The following is a 21,815-nucleotide window of genomic DNA, read 5'->3' as shown; positions in this document are numbered from 1 at the left end:
TGTTTGCAAGCACGGCGCCGACGTCAATGCAGCTTCACGTGAGGCTCGGTGCGCCGCACGATCAGTCGTGCCAGGGTGTCGAGCGCCACCTTGGGGAAGCCGTGCAACGCCAGTTCGTGCATCTTGTAGAGTGACAGGTACATCCCGCGCGCGAACAGGCCTTCGATCATCAGGTTGCCGCCGATCAATCCGCCCATCATGTTGCCGACGGTGCTGAACTCGCCCAGCGACACCAGCGAGCCAAAATCCCGATAGCGGTAGTCCTTGAGCGGTTTGCCGGCCATCCGCCGCCTGATCTGCTGCATCAGATGGGAAGCTTGCTGGTGCGCCGCCTGGGCGCGTGGCGGCACGAGGACGCCTTCGCCGGCTTGCGGCCACGCACAGGCTGCGCAGTCGCCGATGGCGAAGATGTCGTCGTCGCGGGTGACCTGCAATGTTGGCCTCACCACCAGCTGGTTGACCCGGTTCGTCTCGAGGCCGGCCATGTCCTTCAGGAAGTCCGGCGCCTTGACGCCGGCTGCCCAGACCACGAGTTCGGCCGGCAGGAAATGGCCGTCGGCCAGGCGCACGCCATCCGCTAATACTTCGGCAACCTTAGCATTTATCCGTACCTCCACGCCGAGCTTGCCCAGCAGGGTCTCGGTCGCTTGAGACAAACGCGGCGGCAAAGCAGGCAGTACACGCGGCGCGGCCTCGACGACCGTCACGCGGATGTCTTTGTTGGGATCGACGCGATCCAGGCCGAAGGCCACCACTTCACGCGTGGTGCGATGCAGTTCGGCCGCCAGCTCGACGCCCGTGGCTCCCGCACCGATGATGACCACCTGCAACTGTTCGGGCCGCAGCGGCGCGGTTTGCGCATGCGCGCGGATGCAGGCATTGACCATGCGCGAATGGAAACGCAGCGCGTCGACGGAGGACTCCAGCCGCATCGCGTATTCGCGCACGCCCGGCGTGCCGAAGTCGTTGCTCTGGCTGCCCACCGCCATCACCAGGGTGTCGTAACCGAATGCGCGCTGTGGCGTGACCAGCAGGCCCTCGTCGTCGACATGCGCCGCCACCAGCACTTCGCGCCGTTCCCGGTCGAGACCCGTCATCTCGCCTACGCGATAGCGAAAGTGATGCCAGTGCGACTGCGCGAGGTAGCCCACCTCATGAGCGCTCATGTCCATGCTGCCGGCGGCGATCTCATGCAGCTTGGGTTTCCACACATGGGTGCGCTTCTTTTCGATCAGCGTGATCTCGGCTTGCCTGCGCCGGCCGAGCGTGTTGCCCAGCCGCGTCGCCAGTTCGAGCCCGCCCGCACCGCCGCCGACAATCACGATGCGGTGGCGCGGGTGATCCGTTGCGGTGTTCATGGTTGTGTCCCGGTCCGGTGTTCTCATCGAATGCTTAGGTTAGCTACCAAAATAAGCTACTCAGTGTTTCGAGGCCACCGGCATGTGTTCTTCGACAGCGTCGAGTACCGCTTCGGGCTCCTCGGTGGCAGTCCCGGATTTGTTGTCGAGTTGTTGATGCAGCCGGTCGACATCCAGGTCGCCGAGCCACTTCCCGACGACCACCGTCGCCACCCCGTTGCCGATCAGGTTCGTCAGCGCGCGCGCCTCGGACATGAAGCGGTCGATGCCCAGGATCAGCGCCAGCCCCGCGACCGGCACGCCGCCCACGGCCGAAAGCGTGGCCGCCAGCACGATGAACCCGCTGCCGGTCACCCCGGCCGCGCCTTTGGAGGTGAGCATCAGGACACCCAGCAGCGTGATCTGCTGGACCAGCGTCATCGGCGTGTTGGTCGCCTGGGCGATGAACACGGCGGCCATCGTGAGGTAGATCGAGGTGCCGTCCAGGTTGAACGAGTAGCCGGTGGGGATCACCAGGCCGACCACCGACTTGCGCACCCCGAGGTTTTCCATCTTGACCATCATGCGCGGCAACGCCGCTTCCGACGAACTGGTGCCGAACACGATCAGCAGTTCTTCCTTGATGTAGCGGACGAACTTCCAGATCGAGAAACCGTGCAACCGGGCGATGGTCCCAAGGACGACGAAGATGAAGAAGAGGCAAGTGGCGTAGAACGTCGCCATCAGCTTGCCGAGCGAGAGCAGCGAACCCAGCCCGTACTCGCCGATAGTGAACGCCATCGCGCCGAACGCGCCGATCGGAGCGACTCGCATGATCATGCCGACGATTGCGAACAGCACATGCGAGCCCTTCTCGATGATGTCGAATATCAAGGTGCCGCGACCGCCGAACTTATGCAGCGCGAAGCCGAACATCACGGAGAAGAGCAGGACTTGCAGGATCTCGCCTTTGGCGAAGGCGTCCACGACCGTGCTGGGAATGATGTTGAAGAAGAAATCGACCGTGCCCTGCATCTTGCCGGGCGCGGTGTAGGCGGCGATGGCCTTGGGGTCGAGCGAGCCTGCATCGATATTCATGCCCGCGCCGGGCTTCAGGACGTTGATGATCACGAGCCCGACCACCAGCGCGACGGCGCTGACGATCTCGAAGTACATCAACGCCAGGCCGCCCGTCTTGCCGACCTTCTTCATGTCCTCCATGCCGGCTATGCCGACCACGACGGTGCAGAAGATGATCGGTGCGATGATCATCTTGATGAGCCTGATGAAACCGTCGCCGAGCGGTTTCATCGCGGTGCCGGTGTGCGGGAAGAAATGGCCCACCAGCACCCCGATGAGGATCGCCGTGATGACCTGGAAATACAGCGACTTGTAGAGCGGCCGGCTTTTGGGATCGTGGTCCATGGGGTGTCTCCGTCCATGCTTGTGGGGTGTTCCAGGCGTTCAGATGCCCGCGGCTCGCGCCTGCCGCTCTATGTGTCGATGAAACTGCGCGTGGTCTGGTTCGTGGTGATCATTCGGCGCTCCGGTGCGAGCCGGCATCGACGGTTGCGAGCGCGGTCATGTTGACGATGCGGCGCACGGTCGACGACGGCATGAGGATATGCACCGGCAGTGCTGCGCCGAGCAGGATGCCGCCCACGGTGATGCCGCCGCCTGCCGCGAGCCGCAGCAGGTTGTAGGAGATGTTGGCCGCATCGACGTTGGGCATGACGAGCACGTTGGCTTCTTCGCTTAAGCTCGAATCCGGAAACTCGTGTTCGAGGATGCTGCGCGACAACGCCGCGTCGCCGCGCATCTCGCCATCCACCGCGAGTTGCGGATCGAGCGCCTTGACCAGCGCCAGCGCTTCGCGCATCTTGACCGCGCTTTGGGCGTCCGAACTGCCGAAGCTTGAATGCGACAGCAGCGCCACGCTCGGCGTGATCCCGAAGCGGCGCACTTCCTCGGCTGCAAGTAACGTGATCTCGGCAAGCTGCGCGGCGCTCGGATCGTGATTCACATGGGTGTCGCAGATGAAGAGCTGGCGACCCGGGAGCATCAGCATCTGCATGGCCGCGAAAGTCTGGCTGCCGTGCTTGAGCCCGATGACATCGCGCACATGGGCGAGGTGATCCTGGTAGCGCCCGACCGTGCCGCACAGCATGGCGTCGGCGCGGCCTTCGCGCAGCATCATTGCGCCTAGCAGCGTGCCGCGGCTGCGCATCTCGGCTTGAGCCTGCACGCGTGATACGCCGCGGCGGCGGGCGAGCTGGTAGTAAGCCTCGGCCGCGTCGCCATAGATCTCAGGGTCGAGCGGGTCGACACACTCGTAGTCGACTCCCGGACGTAACCGCAAGCCGTATTGCTCGATGCGTTCGGCGAGCGTCGCCGGGCGGCCCACGAGCAGCGGCCGGGCGATCCCTTCATCGACCGCTACCTGGGCGGCGCGCAGCACGCGTTCGTCCTCGCCCTCGGCGAAAAGCACGCGCTTCGCGTTGAGCTTGGCGGCGGCGAACACCGGCTGCATCGCGTTGCCGGAGTGGTAGACAAACTGGCCCAGGCGCTGCCGGTAGGCCGCCATGTCTTCAATAGGGCGTGTAGCGACGCCGCTGTCCATTGCCGCTTGTGCGACTGCAGGCGCCACCACTTCGATCAGGCGCGGATCGAACGGCTTCGGGATCAGGTATTGCGCGCCGAAGCGCAGGCCGGCCGCGCCATAGGCTTGCGCCACCACCTCCGGGATCTCGGCGTGCGCCAGCTCGGCGATCGCGCGCACCGTCGCCAGTTTCATCGCTTCGTTGATCGTGGTCGCGCCCACATCGAGCGCGCCACGGAAGATGAACGGGAAGCACAGGACGTTATTGACCTGGTTAGGGTAGTCGGAGCGGCCCGTGCCGATGACTGCGTCGGGGCGCACTGCCAGCGCGTCTTCGGGCATGATCTCCGGATTCGGGTTGGCCATCGCCAGGATGATCGGGGCGCGCGCCATGCGCTTGACCATGTCGGCCGTGAGCACGCCGCCCGCAGACAGGCCCAGGAAGATGTCGGCCCCTTCGATGATCTCGCCGAGCTTGCGCGCCGGCGTGTCCTGCGCATAGCGCGCCTTGTTGGGGTCCATCTGCTCCTTGCGTCCAACGTAGACGACACCGTTGCTGTCGGATACGAAGATCTTGTGCATGGGCAGCCCGAGGCTGACGATCAGGTCCAGGCACGCAAGGGCTGCCGCGCCCGCGCCGGATGCCACCAGCGTGACCTCCGTGATGTCCTTGCCGACCAGGCGGAGTGCATTCAGGATGGCCGCCGCGGCTACGATCGCGGTGCCATGCTGGTCATCGTGGAAGACCGGGATCTTCATGCGCTCGCGCAGCTTCTTCTCGATGTAGAAACATTCGGGCGCCTTGATGTCCTCCAGGTTGATGCCGCCGAAGGTCGGCTCCATGCGCGCGATGGTGTCGATCAGCTTGTCGGGGTCGGCCTCGTCGAGTTCGATGTCGAATACGTCGATGCCCGCGAACTTCTTGAAGAGGCACGCCTTGCCTTCCATCACCGGCTTGCCCGCAAGCGCGCCGATGTTGCCCAGACCCAGCACCGCGGTGCCGTTGGTCACCACGGCGACCAGGTTATTGCGCGCGGTCAGGTTGCCCGCCTCACGCGGATCCTCGACGATGGCAAGACACGCTTCAGCCACGCCCGGCGAGTAGGCAAGACCCAGGTCGCGCTGGGTGGCCATGGCCTTGGTCGGCGTGACGGAAATCTTGCCCGGTGTCGGGTAGCGGTGATAGTCGAGCGCTGCTTCGCGCAGGGTGTCCGTCATGGTGTCTTGTCTCCAGGAATTTATTGAGGCAGCGTGGTGGAGCGAAGGCGCGTCTATTTCTTCTTCTGCGGTGGCAGGTCGGTGCAGTGACCTTCGAAGACCTCGGCGGCCATGCCGATCGACTCGCCCAGCGTCGGGTGCGGATGGATCGTCTTGCCGATGTCAGCAGGTTCACAGCCCATTTCAATCGCTAAGCACACCTCGCTGATCAGATCGCCCGCATGGGTGCCGACAATCCCGCCGCCGATCACGCGATGCGTGGCTTCGTCGAAGATCAGCTTGGTGAAGCCTTCATCGCGGCCGTTCGCAATTGCACGTCCCGACGCGGCCCACGGGAACACCGCGCGGCCAATCTTGATGCCCTCGGCCTTGCATTGTTCTTCGGTCTTGCCGGCCCAGGCCACCTCGGGGTCGGTATAGGCCACTGAGGGGATCTGGCGTGCGTCGAAATAGGACGACTCACCATGCGCGGCCTCGGCCGCTACATGGGCTTCGTGCACCGCTTTGTGCGCAAGCATGGGCTCACCGACGATGTCACCGATCGCGAAGATGTGCGGCACGTTGGTGCGCATCTGCTTGTCGACGTTGATGAAACCGCGCTCCGTTACTGCGACGCCGGCCTTGTCGGCATCGATCCTCTTGCCGTTCGGGCTGCGGCCGACTGCGACCAGCACCAGGTCGTAGACCTGCGGCTCAGCATGCGCCTTCTCCCCCTCGAAGCTGACTTCGATACCCGCGTCCGTCGCCTTCGCGCCCACGGCCCGGGTCTTCAGCATCACGTGGTCGAAGCGATGAGCGTTCATCTTGTCCCACACCTTGACGAGGTCGCGGTCGGCGCCTTGCATCAGGCCGTCGAGCATCTCGACTACATCAATACGTGTGCCGAGCGTCGAGTAGACCGTCGCCATTTCCAGTCCGATGATGCCGCCGCCAACCACCAGCATCCGCTTCGGGATCGACTTGAGTTTCAGTGCGCCGGTTGAGTCGACAACGCGCTCGTCCTCGGGCATGAAGGGCAGCTTCACCGCTTGCGACCCCGCGGCGATGATCGCCTTGGCGAACTTCACGACACGCTTGCCGCCGTCCGCTGTCGCCACCTCGATGTGGTGCGCATCGACAAAGCTGCCGACGCCGGTAACGACCTCGACCTTGCGTGCCCGTGCCATGCCGGCGAGGCCGCCGGTGAGCTTGCCGACCACGCCGTCCTTGAACGCACGCAGCTTGTCGAGATCGATCTCGGGCGGCCCGTAGCGCACGCCGTGGTCTGGCAGATGACTGACCTCGTCGATCACCGACGCGGTATGCAGCAGCGCCTTCGACGGGATGCAACCCACGTTCAGGCACACGCCGCCCAGGGTCGGATAGCGCTCGACCAACACGGTCTTCATCCCGAGGTCGGCGCTTCGGAAAGCGGCAGAATATCCTCCCGGGCCCGCACCCAGCACGAGCACCTCGCATTCGACATCGGCTTTGCCGCCGTAGCTTGCCGCCACCGGCGCGGGGGTAGGGGCGGTGGCCGGTGCTGCGACCGCGGGCTGCGCCGGCGGGGCGGCAGCGGCCTTGGCGGCCTCACTAGCCTCAACCACCAGGATCACTGATCCTTCGCTTACCTGATCATTGACCTTGACCTTGATCTCCTTGACCAAGCCAGCCTGACTCGATGGAATTTCCATGGAGGCTTTGTCGGACTCGACCATGATCAAACCGGTGTCGACGGCGATCACCTCGCCAACCTTGACCATCACCTCGATCACGGCGACATCCTTGAAGTCGCCGATGTCGGGTACTTTTACGTCCACAAGATTGGCCATTGCGACACATTCCTCAGAAGAGCACGCGCCGCAGATCGGCGAGCAGTTTGGCGAAATGGACGTTGAATCGCGCGGCGGCGGCGCCGTCTATCACGCGATGGTCCCAGGACAGCGACAGCGGCAGCGTCAGGCGTGACGTCCAGTTCTTGCCATCGCCGGAGTGCTGTTTCCAGTAGCTCTTGCACACGCCCATGATGGCGACCTCGGGCGCGTTGATGATGGGCGTGAAGTAGATGCCGCCGATCCCGCCCAGCGAACTGATCGTGAACGTGCCGCCTTGCATCTGCTCGGGTTTGAGCTTGCCGTCGCGCGCCAGCTTGGCGAGTTCGCCCATCTCACGGGCGATCTCCGGCACGCTCTTTTTATCGGCATCGCGGATCACTGGCACCATCAGTCCGTTGGGCGTGTCGGCTGCAAATCCGATGTGGTAGTACTGCTTGAGGATCAGCACATCTCCGTCGGCGCTTTTCTCCAGACTTGAGTTGAACTCGGGAAACGCCTTGAGCGTGGCGACCGCCGCTTTCATCATGAACGGCAGCATGCTGATCTTCACGCCCGATTTCTCCAGCTCCTTGTTCATCTGCACGCGGAATTGTTCGAGATCGGTAATGTCGGCCTCGTCGTGCGTGGTGACATGCGGAATGACGACCCAGTTGCGATGCAGGTTAGCCGCCGAGATCTTCTTGATGCGCGACAACTCGCGACGTTCGACAGGACCGAACTTCGCAAAGTCCACCTTCGGCCAGGGCAGCAGCTCGAGCCCTCCCATACCTGTACCGGCCGGGGCTGCTTTCGCTGCTGCGTTCGACGGGGAGGCGGACGCACCGCCTTTGGCGAACGTCTCTACATCGCCACGCAGGATGCGGCCGTGATCGCCTGTGCCCTTCACCTGACCCAGATCGACACTGAGTTCGCGCGCCACCTTGCGCACCGCCGGGCTCGCGTAGGCGAGGGCGAAGCGGGCTTCGTCTATGCCGCTACCGCTCGACGCCGCGGCTGGTGATGCCGGACTCGCTGCCGGCGCCGGGGCCGCTACCGGAGCAGCAGCCGCGACAGGGCCCGCATCCGTCACCAGCGACATGATGATGCTGCCTTCATTGACCGTATCGCCGAGTTTGATGCGGATCTCCTCGACCACGCCGCCGAGCGGCGCGGGCACGTCCATGGTGGCCTTGTCCGATTCAAGCGAGATGAGCGGATCTTCCGCCTTGACGGTGTCTCCAACCTTGACGTAGATCTCGATCACCGGCACGTCCTTGAAGTCGCCGATGTCGGGCACGCGCACCTCAGCTAGTCCGGCGGGCGCGCTTACCGGCGAAGGCGAGGCGCTGACGCTGGGCTTGACCGCCTCCTCGGGGGGCGCGGCAGCATCGTCGGCGAACTGCATGATCACGCTGCCTTCGCTGACCACGTCACCGATCTTCGCGACGATCGCCTTGACCACGCCGCCGCGGGGGGCGGGCACGTCCATGGTGGCCTTGTCGGACTCGAGCGAGACCAGCGGGTCTTCGGCCTTGACGGTGTCGCCGACCTTGACGTAGATCTCGATCACCGGCACGTCCTTGAAATCGCCGATGTCAGGTACCTTGATATCGATTGCCTGGCTCATTACGGTATCCTCATCGTCTCAAACGGTCCACGGCGCGGCGCGCTCGGTGTCCAGGCCATACTTCGTAATCGCCTCGGCTACGACTTGCGGTTCGATCACGCCGTCGTCGGCCAGGGACTTCAGCGCGGCCACCGTCACGTAATAGCGATCCACCTCGAAGAACCGCCGCAGCTTGGCGCGATAGTCGCTGCGCCCGAAACCGTCGGTGCCTAGCACGGTGTACCGGCGCCCGCTGTTCTGGACCTGCTCGCGTACCTGGTCGGCGTAGGCGCGCATGTAGTCAGTCGAGGCAACAAGGGGTCCCTCATGGCCTTCGAGCTTGCTTTCAAGCCAGCTCTTGCGTGGCGCTTCGGTCGGATGCAGCAGGTTCCAGCGCTGCGTCGCCATACCGTCGCGACGCAGCTCATTGAAGCTCGTCGCACTCCAGACATCGGCGGTGATCTTGAAGTCGTCCTTGAGCAGGTCGGCTGCAGCGATCACTTCGCGCAGGATCGTGCCGCTGCCCATGAGCTGGACCCTATGCCCTTTCTTGATGCTCTCACCGCCGTCCTGCAGCTTGTACAAGCCCTTGAGGATGCCTTCCTCGGCGCCCGCGCCGGCATCGGCGAGACCGGGGTGGGGATAGTTTTCGTTCATCAGGGTGATGTAATAGAAAACATCCTCCTGTTGCTCGAACATGCGCCGCAGGCCTTCGCGCACGATGGTCACCACTTCGTAGGCGAAGGTCGGGTCGTACGAGATGCAGTTCGGGATGGTGCCCGCAATGATGTGGCTATGACCGTCCTCGTGCTGCAGGCCTTCGCCATTGAGCGTGGTGCGCCCGGCGGTGCCGCCCAGCAGGAAGCCGCGTGCGCGGATATCGCCCGCCAGCCATGCGAGGTCGCCCACGCGCTGGAGCCCGAACATGGAGTAGTAGATGTAGAACGGAATCATCGGCACGTTGCTCGTGCTGTACGAGGTAGCTGCGACAATCCAGCTCGACATCGCACCGCCTTCGTTGATGCCTTCCTGCAGCACCTGGCCGTCCTTCGACTCACGGTAATACATCAACTGGTCCGCATCCTGCGGCTTGTAGAGCTGTCCCACCGACGAATAGATGCCGAGCTGGCGGAACATCCCTTCCATGCCGAAGGTGCGCGATTCGTCCGGCACGATGGGCACGACGTGTTTGCCAATAGCCTTGTCGCGCACGAGGGTGCCCAGCATCTGCACGAAGGCCATGGTGGTCGATATCTCGCGCGCGCCGGTGGGTTCGAGCAGGCGCTTGAAGGTGTCGAGCGGCGGGATCTCGAGCGCGGTGGAGCGGCGCCGGCGCTGTGGCAGGTAGCCGCCCAGCGCTTCGCGATGCGCCCGCAGGTACTTCATCTCGGGGCTGTCTTCCGGCAGCTTGATGAAGGGCATGCTAGCGAGATCTTCATCGGCGACCGGAATCTGGAAACGGTCGCGGAAACTGCGCAACGCGTCCTGGGTCATCTTCTTGGCCTGGTGGGCGATCATCTGCCCCTCGCCCGATTCACCCATGCCGTAGCCCTTGACGGTCTTGGGCAGGATCAGCGTCGGCTGGCCCGTGTGCTTGACCGCTGCCGCGTAGGCGGCGAACACCTTGTCGGGATCGTGGCCGCCGCGCGTCAGGCTCCAGATCTCGTCGTCGCTCATGTCGGCGACCAGCGCCGTGAGTTCCTCGTACTTGCCGAAGAAATGCTCGCGAACATAAGCGCCGCTCTTGCTCTTGAAGTCCTGGTATTCGCCGTCGACGCACTCTTCCATGCGCTTGAGCAACAGGCCGCTCGTGTCTTTCGCGAGCAGCTTGTCCCAGCCGCCGCCCCACAGCACCTTGATGACGTTCCAGCCGGCGCCGCGAAAGACCGACTCGAGTTCCTGCACGATCTTGCCGTTGCCGCGCACCGGGCCGTCGAGGCGCTGCAGGTTGCAGTTGATGACGAAGATCAGGTTGTCCAGCCGCTCGCGGCCGGCGAGCGAGATCGCGCCGAGCGACTCGGGCTCGTCCATCTCGCCGTCGCCCATGAAGGCCCAGACCTTGCGCGGTGCGGTATCGGCAAGGCTGCGGCCCTGCAGGTATTTGAGGAAGCGCGCCTGGTAGATCGCCATGAGGGGACCGAGGCCCATCGACACGGTCGGGAACTGCCAGAAGTCCGGCATTAGCCACGGATGCGGGTAAGAGGGGATGCCCTTGCCACCAGTTTCCTGGCGGTAGCCGAGCAGTTGCTCTTCGCTCAGGCGGCCTTCGACAAAGGCGCGTGAATAGATGCCTGGTGCGCTGTGCCCCTGGATGTAGATCAGGTCGCCGCCATGCGTCTCTGTTGGCGCATGCCAGAAGTGGCCGAAGCCGATGTCGTACAGCGTGGCCGCGGACTGGAAACTGGCGATGTGGCCGCCGAGTTCCGAGCTGTCCTTGTTGGCGCGCAGGATGATGGCCATTGCGTTCCAGCGGATGATGGAGCGCAGGCGATGTTCGATTGCGCGATCCCCCGGCGAGCGCTCTTCCTCCTCAGGCGGGATGGTGTTCTTGTAGGCCGTGTTCAGCGACTGGGGCGCGTAGGTCCCTTCACGCTGCGCCTGCTCCACTACACGGGTGACGAGGTAGCGGGCTCGCGGGATTCCGCGATGCGCCTGGACCGCGCGCAGGGCATCCATCCACTCGCTGGTCTCGAGCGGGTCGAGGTCATCGTTAGGGTTCATCTTGTCTCCACTTGTCGTGCCGCGTCCGTGGTCGCGCGGCACATTGTCCCGTCGATAATGCAATGGCCATGCCATGTGCTGCGTCAATCAAACAGGTAAATCAAGTTGTTGATTAAATTGGGGTTGCTACAAGAGAAATTGAGGCGCCAGAACGATGCTTCGGAATCGTGGCACGGGCGTAGTCTGGTTTTCCGTGCAGCCGGATAAGGGTAATTGCGAGGCAATGGAAGGGGGGCGTTCGCACTTGGGGTTTTGGTTGGTCGGGGGGCTCGGGTTGGGGGTTGGGGTTGGGGTTGGGGTGCCAGGTTCTTGCGTTAGCGGTCGGGGTCAGTGCTGGGTTGCTGCTTTCGGCGTTTGTGGTCTGCTTGAGTTGGCTCATTTCTTTACCACTATTAGCCACTGCGCGTGGCGGCGCGTCATTTCTTTGTCCAAAGCGACAAAGAAACGAAGCAAAGAAAGCGCTTTCAAAACGAGGGCTCATAAGTTGACCTAGCGTGCAGCTTCGATGTTTTTGGCACCCCAAAAGCACGGTGCTCGCAAGAGCGACGGATGTTTGAACCCCTCCTTCTCGCGAATTCTTACACGCACACGCTTCGCCCCGTACGCTCTCGGGCAAGCACTATTGCCAAGGACCGGCACGACTTCACGCGTATCTCTTGCTACCGCTCTTCGTGGGTTAGCTACTTAGTTAGCATGCTTGGTACGGTTACATTCGTTGGTTCGGTCTCACGCATTTTTACGGCCTCCTTACGAGGCGGGTTGGTGACATGGTTCGACATGCGTACAAATTTGGCGGATGGTTTACGCGGATAGCGCGGGGTGCTCCATGGGCAGGTTCAGTCACTGGTGGCGAAGCGTGTGGGTATCCGTGTTCGGAGAAAGAGGGGTTCACACACCGGTGGTTCTGGCGAGCACCGTGCTTTTGGGGTGCCAAAAACGTGGAAATTCACGCTAGGTCAACTTATGGGCCCGCGTTTTGAAAGCGCTTTCTTTGCTTCGTTTCTTTGTCGCTTTGGACAAAGAAATGACGCGCCGCCACGCGCAGTGGCTAATAGTGATAAAGAAAATAGCTCACTCACGCAGACCACTAACCCCGAAAGCAGCAACCCGGCACTGACCCAGACCGCTAACGCAGGAACCTGGCAACCCGGCACTGACTCCGACCGCTAACGCAGGAACCTAGCAACCCGGCACTGACCCCGACCGCTACCGCCAGAACCTAGCAACCCGGCACTGACCCCGACCGCTACCGCCAGAACCTAGCAACCCGGCACTGACCCCAACCACTAACGCCAGAACCCAACACCCCCTCCCACCCCTAGTGCGAACGAAAACCCTCCCCCGAATGCGCCCTGATGAACTCCTCAATCCTTGGACAAATCATCTCGCGCCACCGGCGCCCCGAAAAAATACCGAAATGCCCGCACTGCGCAGCGGTGAATTGCTGCCGCTTCGCATCGGCAATAGCAGTGCACAAATCGTGCGCCGCATGCGTCTGCCCAGAACCGGAAATATCGTCGAGCTCACCTTCAATAGTGAACAGGGCAACCCCTTCGATATCCTGCGGACGTACGAATTGTCCACCTACCTGCCAGGTTCCCATCGGCAGGCTGAACTCCTGGAACACGGTTCGAATCGTTTCCAGGTAATACTCGGCCGGCATATCCAGCACCGCGTTATATTCGTTGTAGAACCTGCGATGTTCTTCGGCAAGTTCATCCTCTCCTCTGATCAAATGCTCGTGAAATTCCCGATGACTTTGCGCATGGCGCTCCGGATTCATCGCAACGAAACCCGCATGCTGCAGGAAGCCCGGATACACCTTGCGCCCAGATCCCGGATGACTGGCCGGGACGCGATAGATCACGCTGTTTTCAAACCATGAGTAGGTTTTTTTCGTTGCGAGCGCATTCACCTGCGTAGGCGATTTGCGCGGGTCGATAGGGCCGCCCATCATGGTCATCGTCTTCGGCAGTTTCGGGTCGCCGGCGCTTGCCATCAGCGCGATCGCCGCAAGCACCGGAACCGTCGGCTGGCAGACCGAGATGACATGCAGGTCGGGGCCGAGCAGCCGAATGAAATCCTGCACGTAATAGACGTAGTCATGCAAATGGAACGCACCCTCGGACAAGGGCACCATCCGCGCGTCGGTCCAGTCGGTAATGTAGACATCGTGGTTCGGCAGCAAGCCATGCACGGTGTCACGCAGCAAGGTCGAATGATGACCGGACAGAGGCGCCACGAGCAGCACCTTGGGGTGATTCAGCCCAGCCAATTCCTCATCGCCCAGGTTTTTCCGGAAATGCAGCAGCGCGCAAAACGGCTTGTCGAGCGTGACCTCTTCTGAAATGCCGACCGTCTTGCCGCCGACCACGGTCGTGTGGATCGCAAATGGCGGTTTTTCATATTCCTTGCCGAGCCGGTACATCAACTCGTATCCGGCCGCGATGTGGCGCACAAACGGTACGCGCGCTACGGGCGAGACCGGATGGATCAGCAATTTGGCCCATGCATTCGCCCATTGCAAGAAGGGTGCTACGAGAGAGCGATTCTGTTCATGCAATTGATAAAGCATAGTTATCCAGATAAATGACTCAGAGTGCTTGTATAAATACGAACTGCATGAAATTCCAGGCGATCACACCGTCAGCGACAACTGTTCCCGCTTGGCGACCGCGCTGCGCCGGTAAAGCACCAGCGTGCCAATCAGGCCGCACACCGCAGCAAAGCTCATCCACAAGCCCGGCGCACCTTTGTTGTTCGTTACCTGGATCAGGAAGGTCAGGATGACAGGCGTGAAGCCGCCGAAGATCGCAGTCGCCAGGCTGTAGGCCAGCGAGAACCCCGAGGTGCGTACGTCGACCGGCATCACCTCGGTGAGCGCCACGACCATCGCGCCGTTATAACTGCCGTAGAGGAACGACAGCCACAACTCCGCAATCAGCATCTTCGGGAAAGTTGGTCCGTCGACCAGCCAGACCATCACCGGGTAAGCGGTCAGGATGGTCAGCAACGTGAAACCGATCAGCAGCGGCTTGCGTCCAACGCGGTCGGACAGGGCGCCCATGACCGGCAACCAGAACAGGTTCGATACGCCAATGCAGAACGTGACAATCAGGCTGTCTTCAGCCGAGAGCTTAAGCACGCTGCGCCCGAACGTCGGCGTATAGATTGTTATCAGGTAGAACGACACCGTGGTCATCACGACCAGCATCATCCCGGCCAATACGATGCCCCAGTTGCGCATCATCGAGCGGAAAATTTCGCTCGCGTTGGGCCTGTGCTTGCGAGCGGTGAACTCCTCGGTTTCCTGCAGCGAACGACGGATCACGAAGAGAAACGGCACGATCATGCAACCGATGAAGAACGGAATGCGCCAGCCCCATGCGGCAATCGCCGCCTGTCCCATCGTGGCGCTCAACGTATAGCCAATCACCGCGGCCACGATGATCGCAGCCTGCTGGCTGGCCGACTGCCAGCTCACATAGAAGCCCTTGTGACCCGGCGTCGCCATTTCCGCGAGATAGACCGACACACCGCCCAGTTCCACGCCAGCCGAGAAACCCTGCAGCAAGCGGCCGATCAGCACCAGCAGCGGTGCGAACAGGCCGATGGTCATGTACCCCGGCACGAAGGCCACCAGCACGGTGCCCATCGCCATGATGGCGAGCGTCGTGATCAGCCCCTGCCGCCGGCCTACCTTATCGATGTAAGCACCCAAAACAATCGCGCCGACGGGCCGCATGATGAAACCCGCGCCAAACGTGCCGAACGTCAGCATCAGCGAGGCGAACTCACTGTCGGCGGGGAAATAGGTCTTGGCGATATAGGTTGCGTAAAAGCCAAACAGGAAGAAATCGAACATCTCCAGGAAATTGCCGCTGGTCACCCGGACAACCATTCCGAACTTGGATTGTGTTGCGTTAGCGTTCGACATTTTCGCCGTCTCCAGAATCTGATTCTTGTATTGGGCCGGCATGGCCCGCTGCAGGCCATGCCGATCCGGACTTACGGTCACACGGTGTCAAGCGACAAACTGGCACTGCGATGCCGGCGTGCGGGTGTCCATGTTGCGGCCGCGGTTCATGTGGTCGTCGACTTCCGCTGCACAGCCAAGCATGCGCGGGTACAGGAAGATCGTAAAGGCCGCCGTCTCCAGCGCCGCGCCTGAATATTCGCCGTTACGGTAGGGCTGCCACAGCATCTTCAGCAGCAACGCGGCAATCACCGCATCGACATTGACGCAATAAACATTACGCGACACGCCTGCGTCGAACAAGGTCTGCACCAGCGTGCCGTAGAACTCGTGGAAGACGTTATATTCCTGACGCTCGGCCATCAGTTCGCGAATGAAGACCTCGCGCGGATCGTAATTGACGGGCTTGTCCTTGAACACGGGGTGATTGACGCCGGGAATCTTCTGGATATCCAGGCTGCCCGTGTTCTTCTTGTTCGATTTGTAGCGGGCGTACGCTTCGACATATTTCAGGGCCAGCGCCTTCAGGTCCACGCCATGATTCGGGTCGCCCGGATCGACGAGGCCCGAGTCCCTGAACTGCTCGATCAGGAACGCAATGCCCTCGTAGCCGTTGCCGCCATGGGTGTAACCGGTGTGCGTCAGAAAGCCGATCAACCCTTTGTTGAGCTGCACGCGTTCGGGGTCCTCGGGGCCATCGGAAGAGACTGCGCCTTTGGCGCCCTGGGCCGAGATCGTGCCGGGTCCGTTTGACAAAAGCAGCCCCACGAGCACCTGGAATGCGAACAGGTCGGCCGGCTGCGGCGTGAGACCGAGCAGCGCGACGAAGGCCACCTCGCTGATCGGCCGCTGCTGCAGGATATCGGCCGTTGCGATGCCGCAGAAACTGCCGGGCTGGTGCTGGTCTGCTTGCACCGAGGCGCCGATCAGCGCGCCGAACAGGCGCATCCACCAGGGCAGGCTCTCGGCGGTCAGGCGCGAGACGCGCTTGCGCATCAACGGACCCCAGGCGAGGGTGGTCGTGATCGCGGCGAGGACGGCGTCGGCCGTGGGGTGACCGGGCAGTGTCTGAAGGTATTGCACGAACACTGATTTGGCGCCGCGTGCGCTCAGGCCCGCGAGCATCGCTTGTGCGTGGACGTCGGGCTCGGCGCTGACGAACAAAGCAGGGTCGTCGACGGCGATTGCGCTGGTATCGAAGCTTTCGTCCAATGCGTCATTCATGCCGGCAGCCGCGAAAGCGTCGATCAGAACCCGCGCGATCTGCCGCGCCTGCCCTTGGCTGCGAGGCCCGAGGATGCTGGCCGCAGCGGCCAGCACGGTGTTGGGTGCGTTGCCGGCGTCGCGTGCAGCCTGTGCCGCGGCCAACGCCGGATGACCGTGCAGGTTGAGGCCCGCACCTATCGCGACATTGATCAGGCGCCGATCGTTCTCGCCGCCGGGTTCGTGCAGCAGCGCGAGGCTGACGTTGGCCTCCAGCGGGTACTGGGCGGCATCCAGCATCGACACGCCGTACAAGCTCGTGACCTGGGTCTTCGCGTCCATCTGCGAGGCGCCTGAGGCGTCCTTCATCGTCTGGCGCGGCGATACGGCTCCGATCTGCTGGTTCAGCGCCGCGACCTGTTCGTTGTAGGGGGCGGTGGCAACGACTACGGGCAGGTCGAGATCGGCCGGCAGGTCGAGTCCATGGCTCGAGCCGAACCAGGGTTTGAGCGCGAGATTGCCCTCGGACGCGAAGTCGGGGCGGCAGGCGTTTTCGCCCATCACCGCAGTCAGTGCAGCCGGGATGTGGGCGATATTGGTCACGAGCGCGCCCTTGGCCGAGAACACGGGATTCTCGGGCGTGAAGATGCCGTCCACGCCGAATTTGTCCATGAACCAGCCTTCCTTGCTGAGCGCATCGTCGGCGCCACCGGCCATCGCGCCGGCATGTCCGACCGAGCGGGTCAGCTTGGACTTCCAGCGCCCGACCACGCAAGCGACCACGGGCTTGGTGAAGTTCGCATCGAGCTCGTAGTAGCCGCCGGGTTCGACGTATAGCACTGCAGCCTTACTGCGGGCGTCGTTTGACAGGGCGAATGCAAACTCGGGCGCAGCGAAGTGGACATAGACATCCTTGCCGCTGGAAATGGACGTCGTAGTGCCCCAGCCCGCCATGCGCAGGTACGTTGCAATGGTGGTCGTGAAATTTCCCGAGTTGGAGAAGATCGCGATAGACCCTTTGCGCAAGGCCTCTTCCGGATGATCACCGCCCAGCGCACCGCCGATGCGAACCTGATTCCACGCATCGGCTACACCCAGGCTGTTGCCGCCGAAGATGTCGATGCCATTGGCCTGACCCATCGCGCGGATCTCGCGCGAGTCGTGCACAGCGAGCTTCTCGGTGACGATAAAGATCTTCTTCAGCTCCGGGTTGACCCGGATCAGTTCGGCCACCCCATCACGCGCCGCTGCCGGCGGCAGGTAGATCACGCCGCAGTTGAAGCGATGGCCGGCGTTGATGCCTTCAAGTACGTTGTTGTAAACGGGCACTGCGCCGAGCGCCGTTTCCAGCACTTGGCCACGTTTCCCCGGGGCCGTGCCGAACACGACGTTGCCGCCTGAATAGACATGGCCGACCGGCGTCACGTCGCTCGACTCGCCGCCAAGGATGTTGAGCACGCAGACCCGGTCTTCGCGCGTGGCCACGTGGGCCAGCGAACTGGTACCGACGAAATACTTGAAATCGCCTACACCTTGCTTGTACATGACACTCTCCTTATGCGTGGGGCCAAGCTTCAGGCGGCCTGGCTGGACGCTATGCCGAGCCGGGCCGCTACCTGCTCGCGGCCGCCGGACTTCATCCATGCATCGACTTTCTTCGCGTGCAGCACGACCTCGCTCATGTCCGAGTCGAACCCGAAGAATCGATACGGCAGTCCGAGCGCATCGAGCGTGTCGCGCATCGCGCCCATGCCGCGCACCAGGTTCGGCCCGCCGCGGCCGATCACCACATATAGCGGCGTGGCCCCATGCCGGCTGAAGTGTTCGCGCAGTGCATCGGCCATTGCGCGGAAGGTCTCGAAGATGTCGGTGTTGTTCGACTTGCCGCCGATGATGAACAGCACGTTGCTCTGCTTGATCCAGTGTTTGAAGCAGATACGTGCCACCTCTTTCATCTTTTCGTAAGGCGGGTTGCCGCCGAAGTCCGAGGAGATGATGGCGTCGTCGCCGAGCATCTGCGTGACGAGTGAATTGGCGCCGCCGCCGAAGGTCGGCGCGAGGATCGTGCCGCCCGCGTTGATCACGTAGACGTCGCTTTGGCCCTGGTACGTGCGCAGTTGATTGATCTCCTGCTCGAAGTCGGAGTAGTCGACGGCGAACAGGCTTGCCGGCAAATTCAGCCGCCGCCAGCGCGGGTCATCGCGGTCGAAGCCGCATTTGAAATCGCAGGCGACCGGTGTCATGCGCCCCTTCTTGTCCACGCGCATGCGGATGGGGTTCAACTCGAGCGTGGTCATGCCGTAGTCGTGATACAGCTCCCATAACTTGGGCAGGTGCTGCACCAGCGGCGAGATGATCTGCTTGGGCGCGCCTAGCGCGGACAGCGCGTTGGCGACCACGAAAGCCTTCAATCCCGTAAGCGGGTCAAAGGGTATTTGCGCGACCTGGCTCCTGTCGAGTTCTTCGATGTCCATGCCGCCGTGATGGGTGAGCGTCATCGTCGGCGCGCGGTAATGCGTGGAGTCCGTGATCGAAAAGTAGACTTCGTGCTCGGCAGGCACGCCGGCTTCGAAGGTCACGCCGTTGGCCTTGGCCACCGTGTGCCCGACCCGGTGCTCGACAAAATACAAACGTTCCTTTTCCTTCAGCGCGGTCTTCAGGTCGGTGGCCTTGCCGATCAGGCCGGCCTTGCCTTTCTTGCCGACGCCGCCCTTGAACACGGGCTTGATGAAGATCAGGCCGTGCCTGTCGATGAGCGCCTTGATCTCTTCCTCGCTGGCGTCGGGTCCCAGTACCTCGGTAGTGGGGAAATCGACGAATTGGAGCATCTTGGCTCCGTGCAGCATACCGGTGACTTGCATGGTGAGCCCCTTTCAGAAAGGCATTGCGGTGTCGTCTAGGCGTAATGGTGCGAGTCCGGCGGGCGATGCCCTCGTCAGTGGCAGCGCACGGTGTGATGTGCATCTGGATCCGGTTGTGGCCGCGCGTATCGGCCGATGAATGCGGGGGGTGGTCGCCATCGTTTGCGAGTGTGGCGCGTGCGCACCCTTGTGCTGTGCCGGGTCCGCTGGGCGGCTGCCAGGATCGGGAGGGAGATGAATGCAGTTATGCGTCTGCACCGGAGTTGGGGCATGCAAGCACTGAGCGGTCTCGAGCGGATCGAGGTCGTCGTTGGCGTTCATCGTGTCTCCTCTTGTTGTTTCGCGTCCGTGGCCGGCGCGCAACATTGTCGTTTCATCATTGCAATGGCTATGCCAACCGCCATGGCGATGAAACCAGAGGATCAAGTCGTTGATTTAATTAAAGGAGCGACAGGAAATGCGGCGCTGTGCAAACGAAATGCCGGAATAGGCGCGCAGCCGTCGTATGGGTTTCCGTGCGTGCTTATTGGGGTTATCGCGGGGGGGGGATCATTGAGCGATCGCTGATCCTGTCGGATCTGATCAATAGCTGAGGTGCGCCCCGGCCAGGGCGCCCTTGTGTCTTGGTTGTGTCTCGATTGATTCGGCTGGCAGGGTTGTGAAGCCCGTCACGATGGCGGCCTGCGGGCGCTCGCGGGTTGCTTAGTCTTTATGCCCGGGCACCGGTGCAAACCGTTTCTTCAGATGATGCAGGGGAGAGCGCCGGAACATCTCGCGATGCTCTTCTTCCTCGAAGAAAGCGAGCGACGGTTTCACCAGGTCGCTACGGCTTATCAAGCCCACGAGACGACGCGTCTGCGGATCCAACACCACGGGCAAGCGCTCGAGCCCATGCACGGCGAGCCGGTTCGACGCGATCCGGCAGGTTTCCCCGGGCAACGCCATGATGGGTGTGTTCGCACCGAACAGGTCGCCCATTACATGGATCGCTGGATTGCCGGTTCGCGCGATGAATCCGTCGCGCTCGATCATGCCTACCAGTGCGCCATCTCGTGTCACCGGAAACGCGCGATGGATTTGCTTCTCACCAAAGTATTTTGCGAGCACCTCGGCGACCGGCATATCCGCATCGATGGTCTCGACCCTGCGCGTCATCACCTCTTCCACAAAATGGCGTTCAAGCGGATCGATGCCGTATTCCCGATAGATGTGATAACCGCGCCGCGCGATTTTCTCGGTCAGGATGGAACGCCGCATCAGCAGCACCGTGAATCCGTACGCGACAGCCGACGCCATGAGCAGGGGCAACAATACGTTGGCGTCGTGGGTGAGTTCGAACGCGAACACGGTTGCCATGATGGGGGCGCGCATCATGCCGCCGAGCGTCGCCGCCATGAATACGAGCGGCCATACCGCTGGTTCCCCGCCAGGCAAGAACGGCCCGATGATGGTTCCCATGGCCGCACCCATCATCAGCAGCGGAGCGAGTACGCCTCCCGATGTGCCGGACCCGAGGGCGATGACCCACATGATCGCCTTCACCAGTATCAGGCCGGCCACGACGCTGATCGCAAGATGGTTATGCAGCAGATCACCGATGACGTCATAGCCTACGCCGAGCGCACGCGGCTCAAAATATCCGCCGATGCCCACAGCAATGCCACCCAGCGCCGGCCACCACATCCAGTGAATCGGCAATTTGCCGAAGAGGTCCTCGACCTTGTATAGCGCCGATGACAAACCCCAGGACATGGCCCCGGCCACGAGCCCCGCGACCACGCATGAAATGAGGCCGAGCGGACCCAGCGGGAGGGTTTGCAACGGGAACAGGGCGCCGCTGCCGATCAGAAGGGGGCGCGTGAATCCAGCCACCGCGCACGCCACCGCAACGGGCAGCAAGCTGCGCGGGCGCAGTTCGAACAGCAGCAACTCGACCGCGAGCAGGACCGCCGCGACAGGCGTACCGAACACCGCCGTCATCCCGGCTACGGCGCCGGCGACGAGCAGGGTCTTGCGTTCACCGGCGGTCAGGTGGAAATGCTGTGCGAGCAGCGACCCGATGGCGCCGCCCGTCATGATGATCGGCCCTTCCGCACCGAACGGACCGCCGCTGCCGATGGCAATTGCGGAGGACAGGGGCTTGAGCACCGCGACCTTCGGCGACATCTTGCTCTTGCCGAACAGGATGGCTTCGATCGCTTCGGGAATGCCGTGTCCGCGGATGGCTTCGCTGCCATAGCGCGCGATCAGTCCGATCACCAGGCCACCGATCACGGGAATCACGATTACCCAGAGACCGAGGCTATTTCCCGCAGGCGAGTGATTCTCGAACGACAGGGACTGGAAGAAGAAAAGGTTGGTGAAGAAATTGATCAGGTGGAGCAGGACATAGGCCGTGAGCGTGCTCAACACGCCGATCACCACCGCAATGGCCGTGATGCGCGGCAGATGAGCATTCGCTGCAAAATCACCTCGTGAAGCGTTTTCGTGCACATTGACTC

At 62.4% G+C, this 21,815-nt stretch carries 12 protein-coding genes; 1 reads left to right on the top strand and 11 read right to left on the bottom strand.

Annotated features, from left to right (window positions below; all coding sequences use genetic code 11):
- Positions 1–23 precede the first annotated feature (23 nt).
- The 10 genes from ACSOSP_RS34550 to ACSOSP_RS34505 form a co-directional block, all read right to left on the bottom strand.
- Positions 24–1,358, bottom strand: coding sequence for an NAD(P)/FAD-dependent oxidoreductase (locus ACSOSP_RS34550; protein WP_455315143.1), 1,335 nt, complete (start codon positions 1,356–1,358; stop codon positions 24–26).
- 60 nt (positions 1,359–1,418) lie between these two features.
- The gene (locus tag ACSOSP_RS34545; protein WP_455315142.1) at positions 1,419–2,762 is read right to left on the bottom strand and encodes a dicarboxylate/amino acid:cation symporter; all 1,344 of its coding nucleotides are present in this window, start codon (positions 2,760–2,762) and stop codon (positions 1,419–1,421) included.
- Between the two features lie 109 nt (positions 2,763–2,871).
- Complete coding sequence (locus ACSOSP_RS34540; protein WP_455315141.1) at positions 2,872–5,154, bottom strand: NADP-dependent malic enzyme; 2,283 nt, start codon at positions 5,152–5,154, stop codon at positions 2,872–2,874.
- A 53-nt stretch (positions 5,155–5,207) separates the two neighbouring features.
- Positions 5,208–6,965, bottom strand: a complete 1,758-nt coding sequence (gene lpdA / locus ACSOSP_RS34535) for a dihydrolipoyl dehydrogenase (RefSeq protein WP_455315140.1) — start codon at positions 6,963–6,965, stop codon at positions 5,208–5,210.
- A 13-nt stretch (positions 6,966–6,978) separates the two neighbouring features.
- Entirely contained in the window at positions 6,979–8,574 is a 1,596-nt protein-coding gene (locus ACSOSP_RS34530) for a dihydrolipoyllysine-residue acetyltransferase (protein ID WP_455315139.1), read from the bottom strand.
- 18 nt (positions 8,575–8,592) lie between these two features.
- Positions 8,593–11,274, bottom strand: a complete 2,682-nt coding sequence (gene aceE / locus ACSOSP_RS34525; RefSeq protein ID WP_455315138.1) for a pyruvate dehydrogenase (acetyl-transferring), homodimeric type — start codon at positions 11,272–11,274, stop codon at positions 8,593–8,595.
- A gap of 1,318 nt (positions 11,275–12,592) precedes the next feature.
- On the bottom strand, positions 12,593–13,849 hold the full coding sequence (locus ACSOSP_RS34520) for a polyhydroxyalkanoate depolymerase (RefSeq protein ID WP_455315137.1): 1,257 nt from the start codon (positions 13,847–13,849) through the stop codon (positions 12,593–12,595).
- A 63-nt stretch (positions 13,850–13,912) separates the two neighbouring features.
- Entirely contained in the window at positions 13,913–15,211 is a 1,299-nt protein-coding gene (tcuC, locus tag ACSOSP_RS34515; RefSeq protein ID WP_455315136.1) for a tricarballylate/proton symporter TcuC, read from the bottom strand.
- Between the two features lie 87 nt (positions 15,212–15,298).
- Complete coding sequence (locus ACSOSP_RS34510) at positions 15,299–17,998, bottom strand: CoA-binding protein (protein WP_455315135.1); 2,700 nt, start codon at positions 17,996–17,998, stop codon at positions 15,299–15,301.
- A gap of 29 nt (positions 17,999–18,027) precedes the next feature.
- Positions 18,028–19,314, bottom strand: a complete 1,287-nt coding sequence (locus tag ACSOSP_RS34505) for an ATP citrate lyase citrate-binding domain-containing protein (RefSeq protein ID WP_455315134.1) — start codon at positions 19,312–19,314, stop codon at positions 18,028–18,030.
- Between the two features lie 270 nt (positions 19,315–19,584).
- Between ACSOSP_RS34505 and ACSOSP_RS34500 the strand changes: the two genes are divergently transcribed.
- Positions 19,585–19,881 (top strand): hypothetical protein, encoded by a 297-nt coding sequence (locus tag ACSOSP_RS34500; protein WP_455315133.1) that lies wholly within the window; start codon positions 19,585–19,587, stop codon positions 19,879–19,881.
- Between the two features lie 135 nt (positions 19,882–20,016).
- On the opposite strand, the gene ACSOSP_RS34495 is transcribed toward ACSOSP_RS34500, so the two are convergent.
- Positions 20,017–21,807 carry a chloride channel protein gene (locus ACSOSP_RS34495; RefSeq protein WP_455315132.1) on the bottom strand — a complete coding sequence of 597 codons (1,791 nt, stop codon included), beginning with the start codon at positions 21,805–21,807 and terminating at the stop codon, positions 20,017–20,019.
- Positions 21,808–21,815 lie beyond the last annotated feature (8 nt).

It is taken from the genome of Caballeronia sp. KNU42, from assembly GCF_053760385.1.
The sequence above is the reverse complement of the archived record's forward strand: the minus strand, read 5'-3'. Positions and strand labels throughout refer to the sequence as shown.

Coding starts and splice junctions, on each gene's coding strand:
- ACSOSP_RS34550 (WP_455315143.1), bottom strand. CDS start 1,358: ATGAACACCGCAACGGATCACCCGCGCCACCGCATCGTGATTGTCGGC.
- ACSOSP_RS34545 (WP_455315142.1), bottom strand. CDS start 2,762: ATGGACCACGATCCCAAAAGCCGGCCGCTCTACAAGTCGCTGTATTTC.
- ACSOSP_RS34540 (WP_455315141.1), bottom strand. CDS start 5,154: ATGACGGACACCCTGCGCGAAGCAGCGCTCGACTATCACCGCTACCCG.
- lpdA (WP_455315140.1), bottom strand. CDS start 6,965: ATGGCCAATCTTGTGGACGTAAAAGTACCCGACATCGGCGACTTCAAG.
- ACSOSP_RS34530 (WP_455315139.1), bottom strand. CDS start 8,574: ATGAGCCAGGCAATCGATATCAAGGTACCTGACATCGGCGATTTCAAG.
- aceE (WP_455315138.1), bottom strand. CDS start 11,274: ATGAACCCTAACGATGACCTCGACCCGCTCGAGACCAGCGAGTGGATG.
- ACSOSP_RS34520 (WP_455315137.1), bottom strand. CDS start 13,849: ATGCTTTATCAATTGCATGAACAGAATCGCTCTCTCGTAGCACCCTTC.
- tcuC (WP_455315136.1), bottom strand. CDS start 15,211: ATGTCGAACGCTAACGCAACACAATCCAAGTTCGGAATGGTTGTCCGG.
- ACSOSP_RS34510 (WP_455315135.1), bottom strand. CDS start 17,998: ATGTACAAGCAAGGTGTAGGCGATTTCAAGTATTTCGTCGGTACCAGT.
- ACSOSP_RS34505 (WP_455315134.1), bottom strand. CDS start 19,314: ATGCAAGTCACCGGTATGCTGCACGGAGCCAAGATGCTCCAATTCGTC.
- ACSOSP_RS34500 (WP_455315133.1), top strand. CDS start 19,585: ATGCAAGCACTGAGCGGTCTCGAGCGGATCGAGGTCGTCGTTGGCGTT.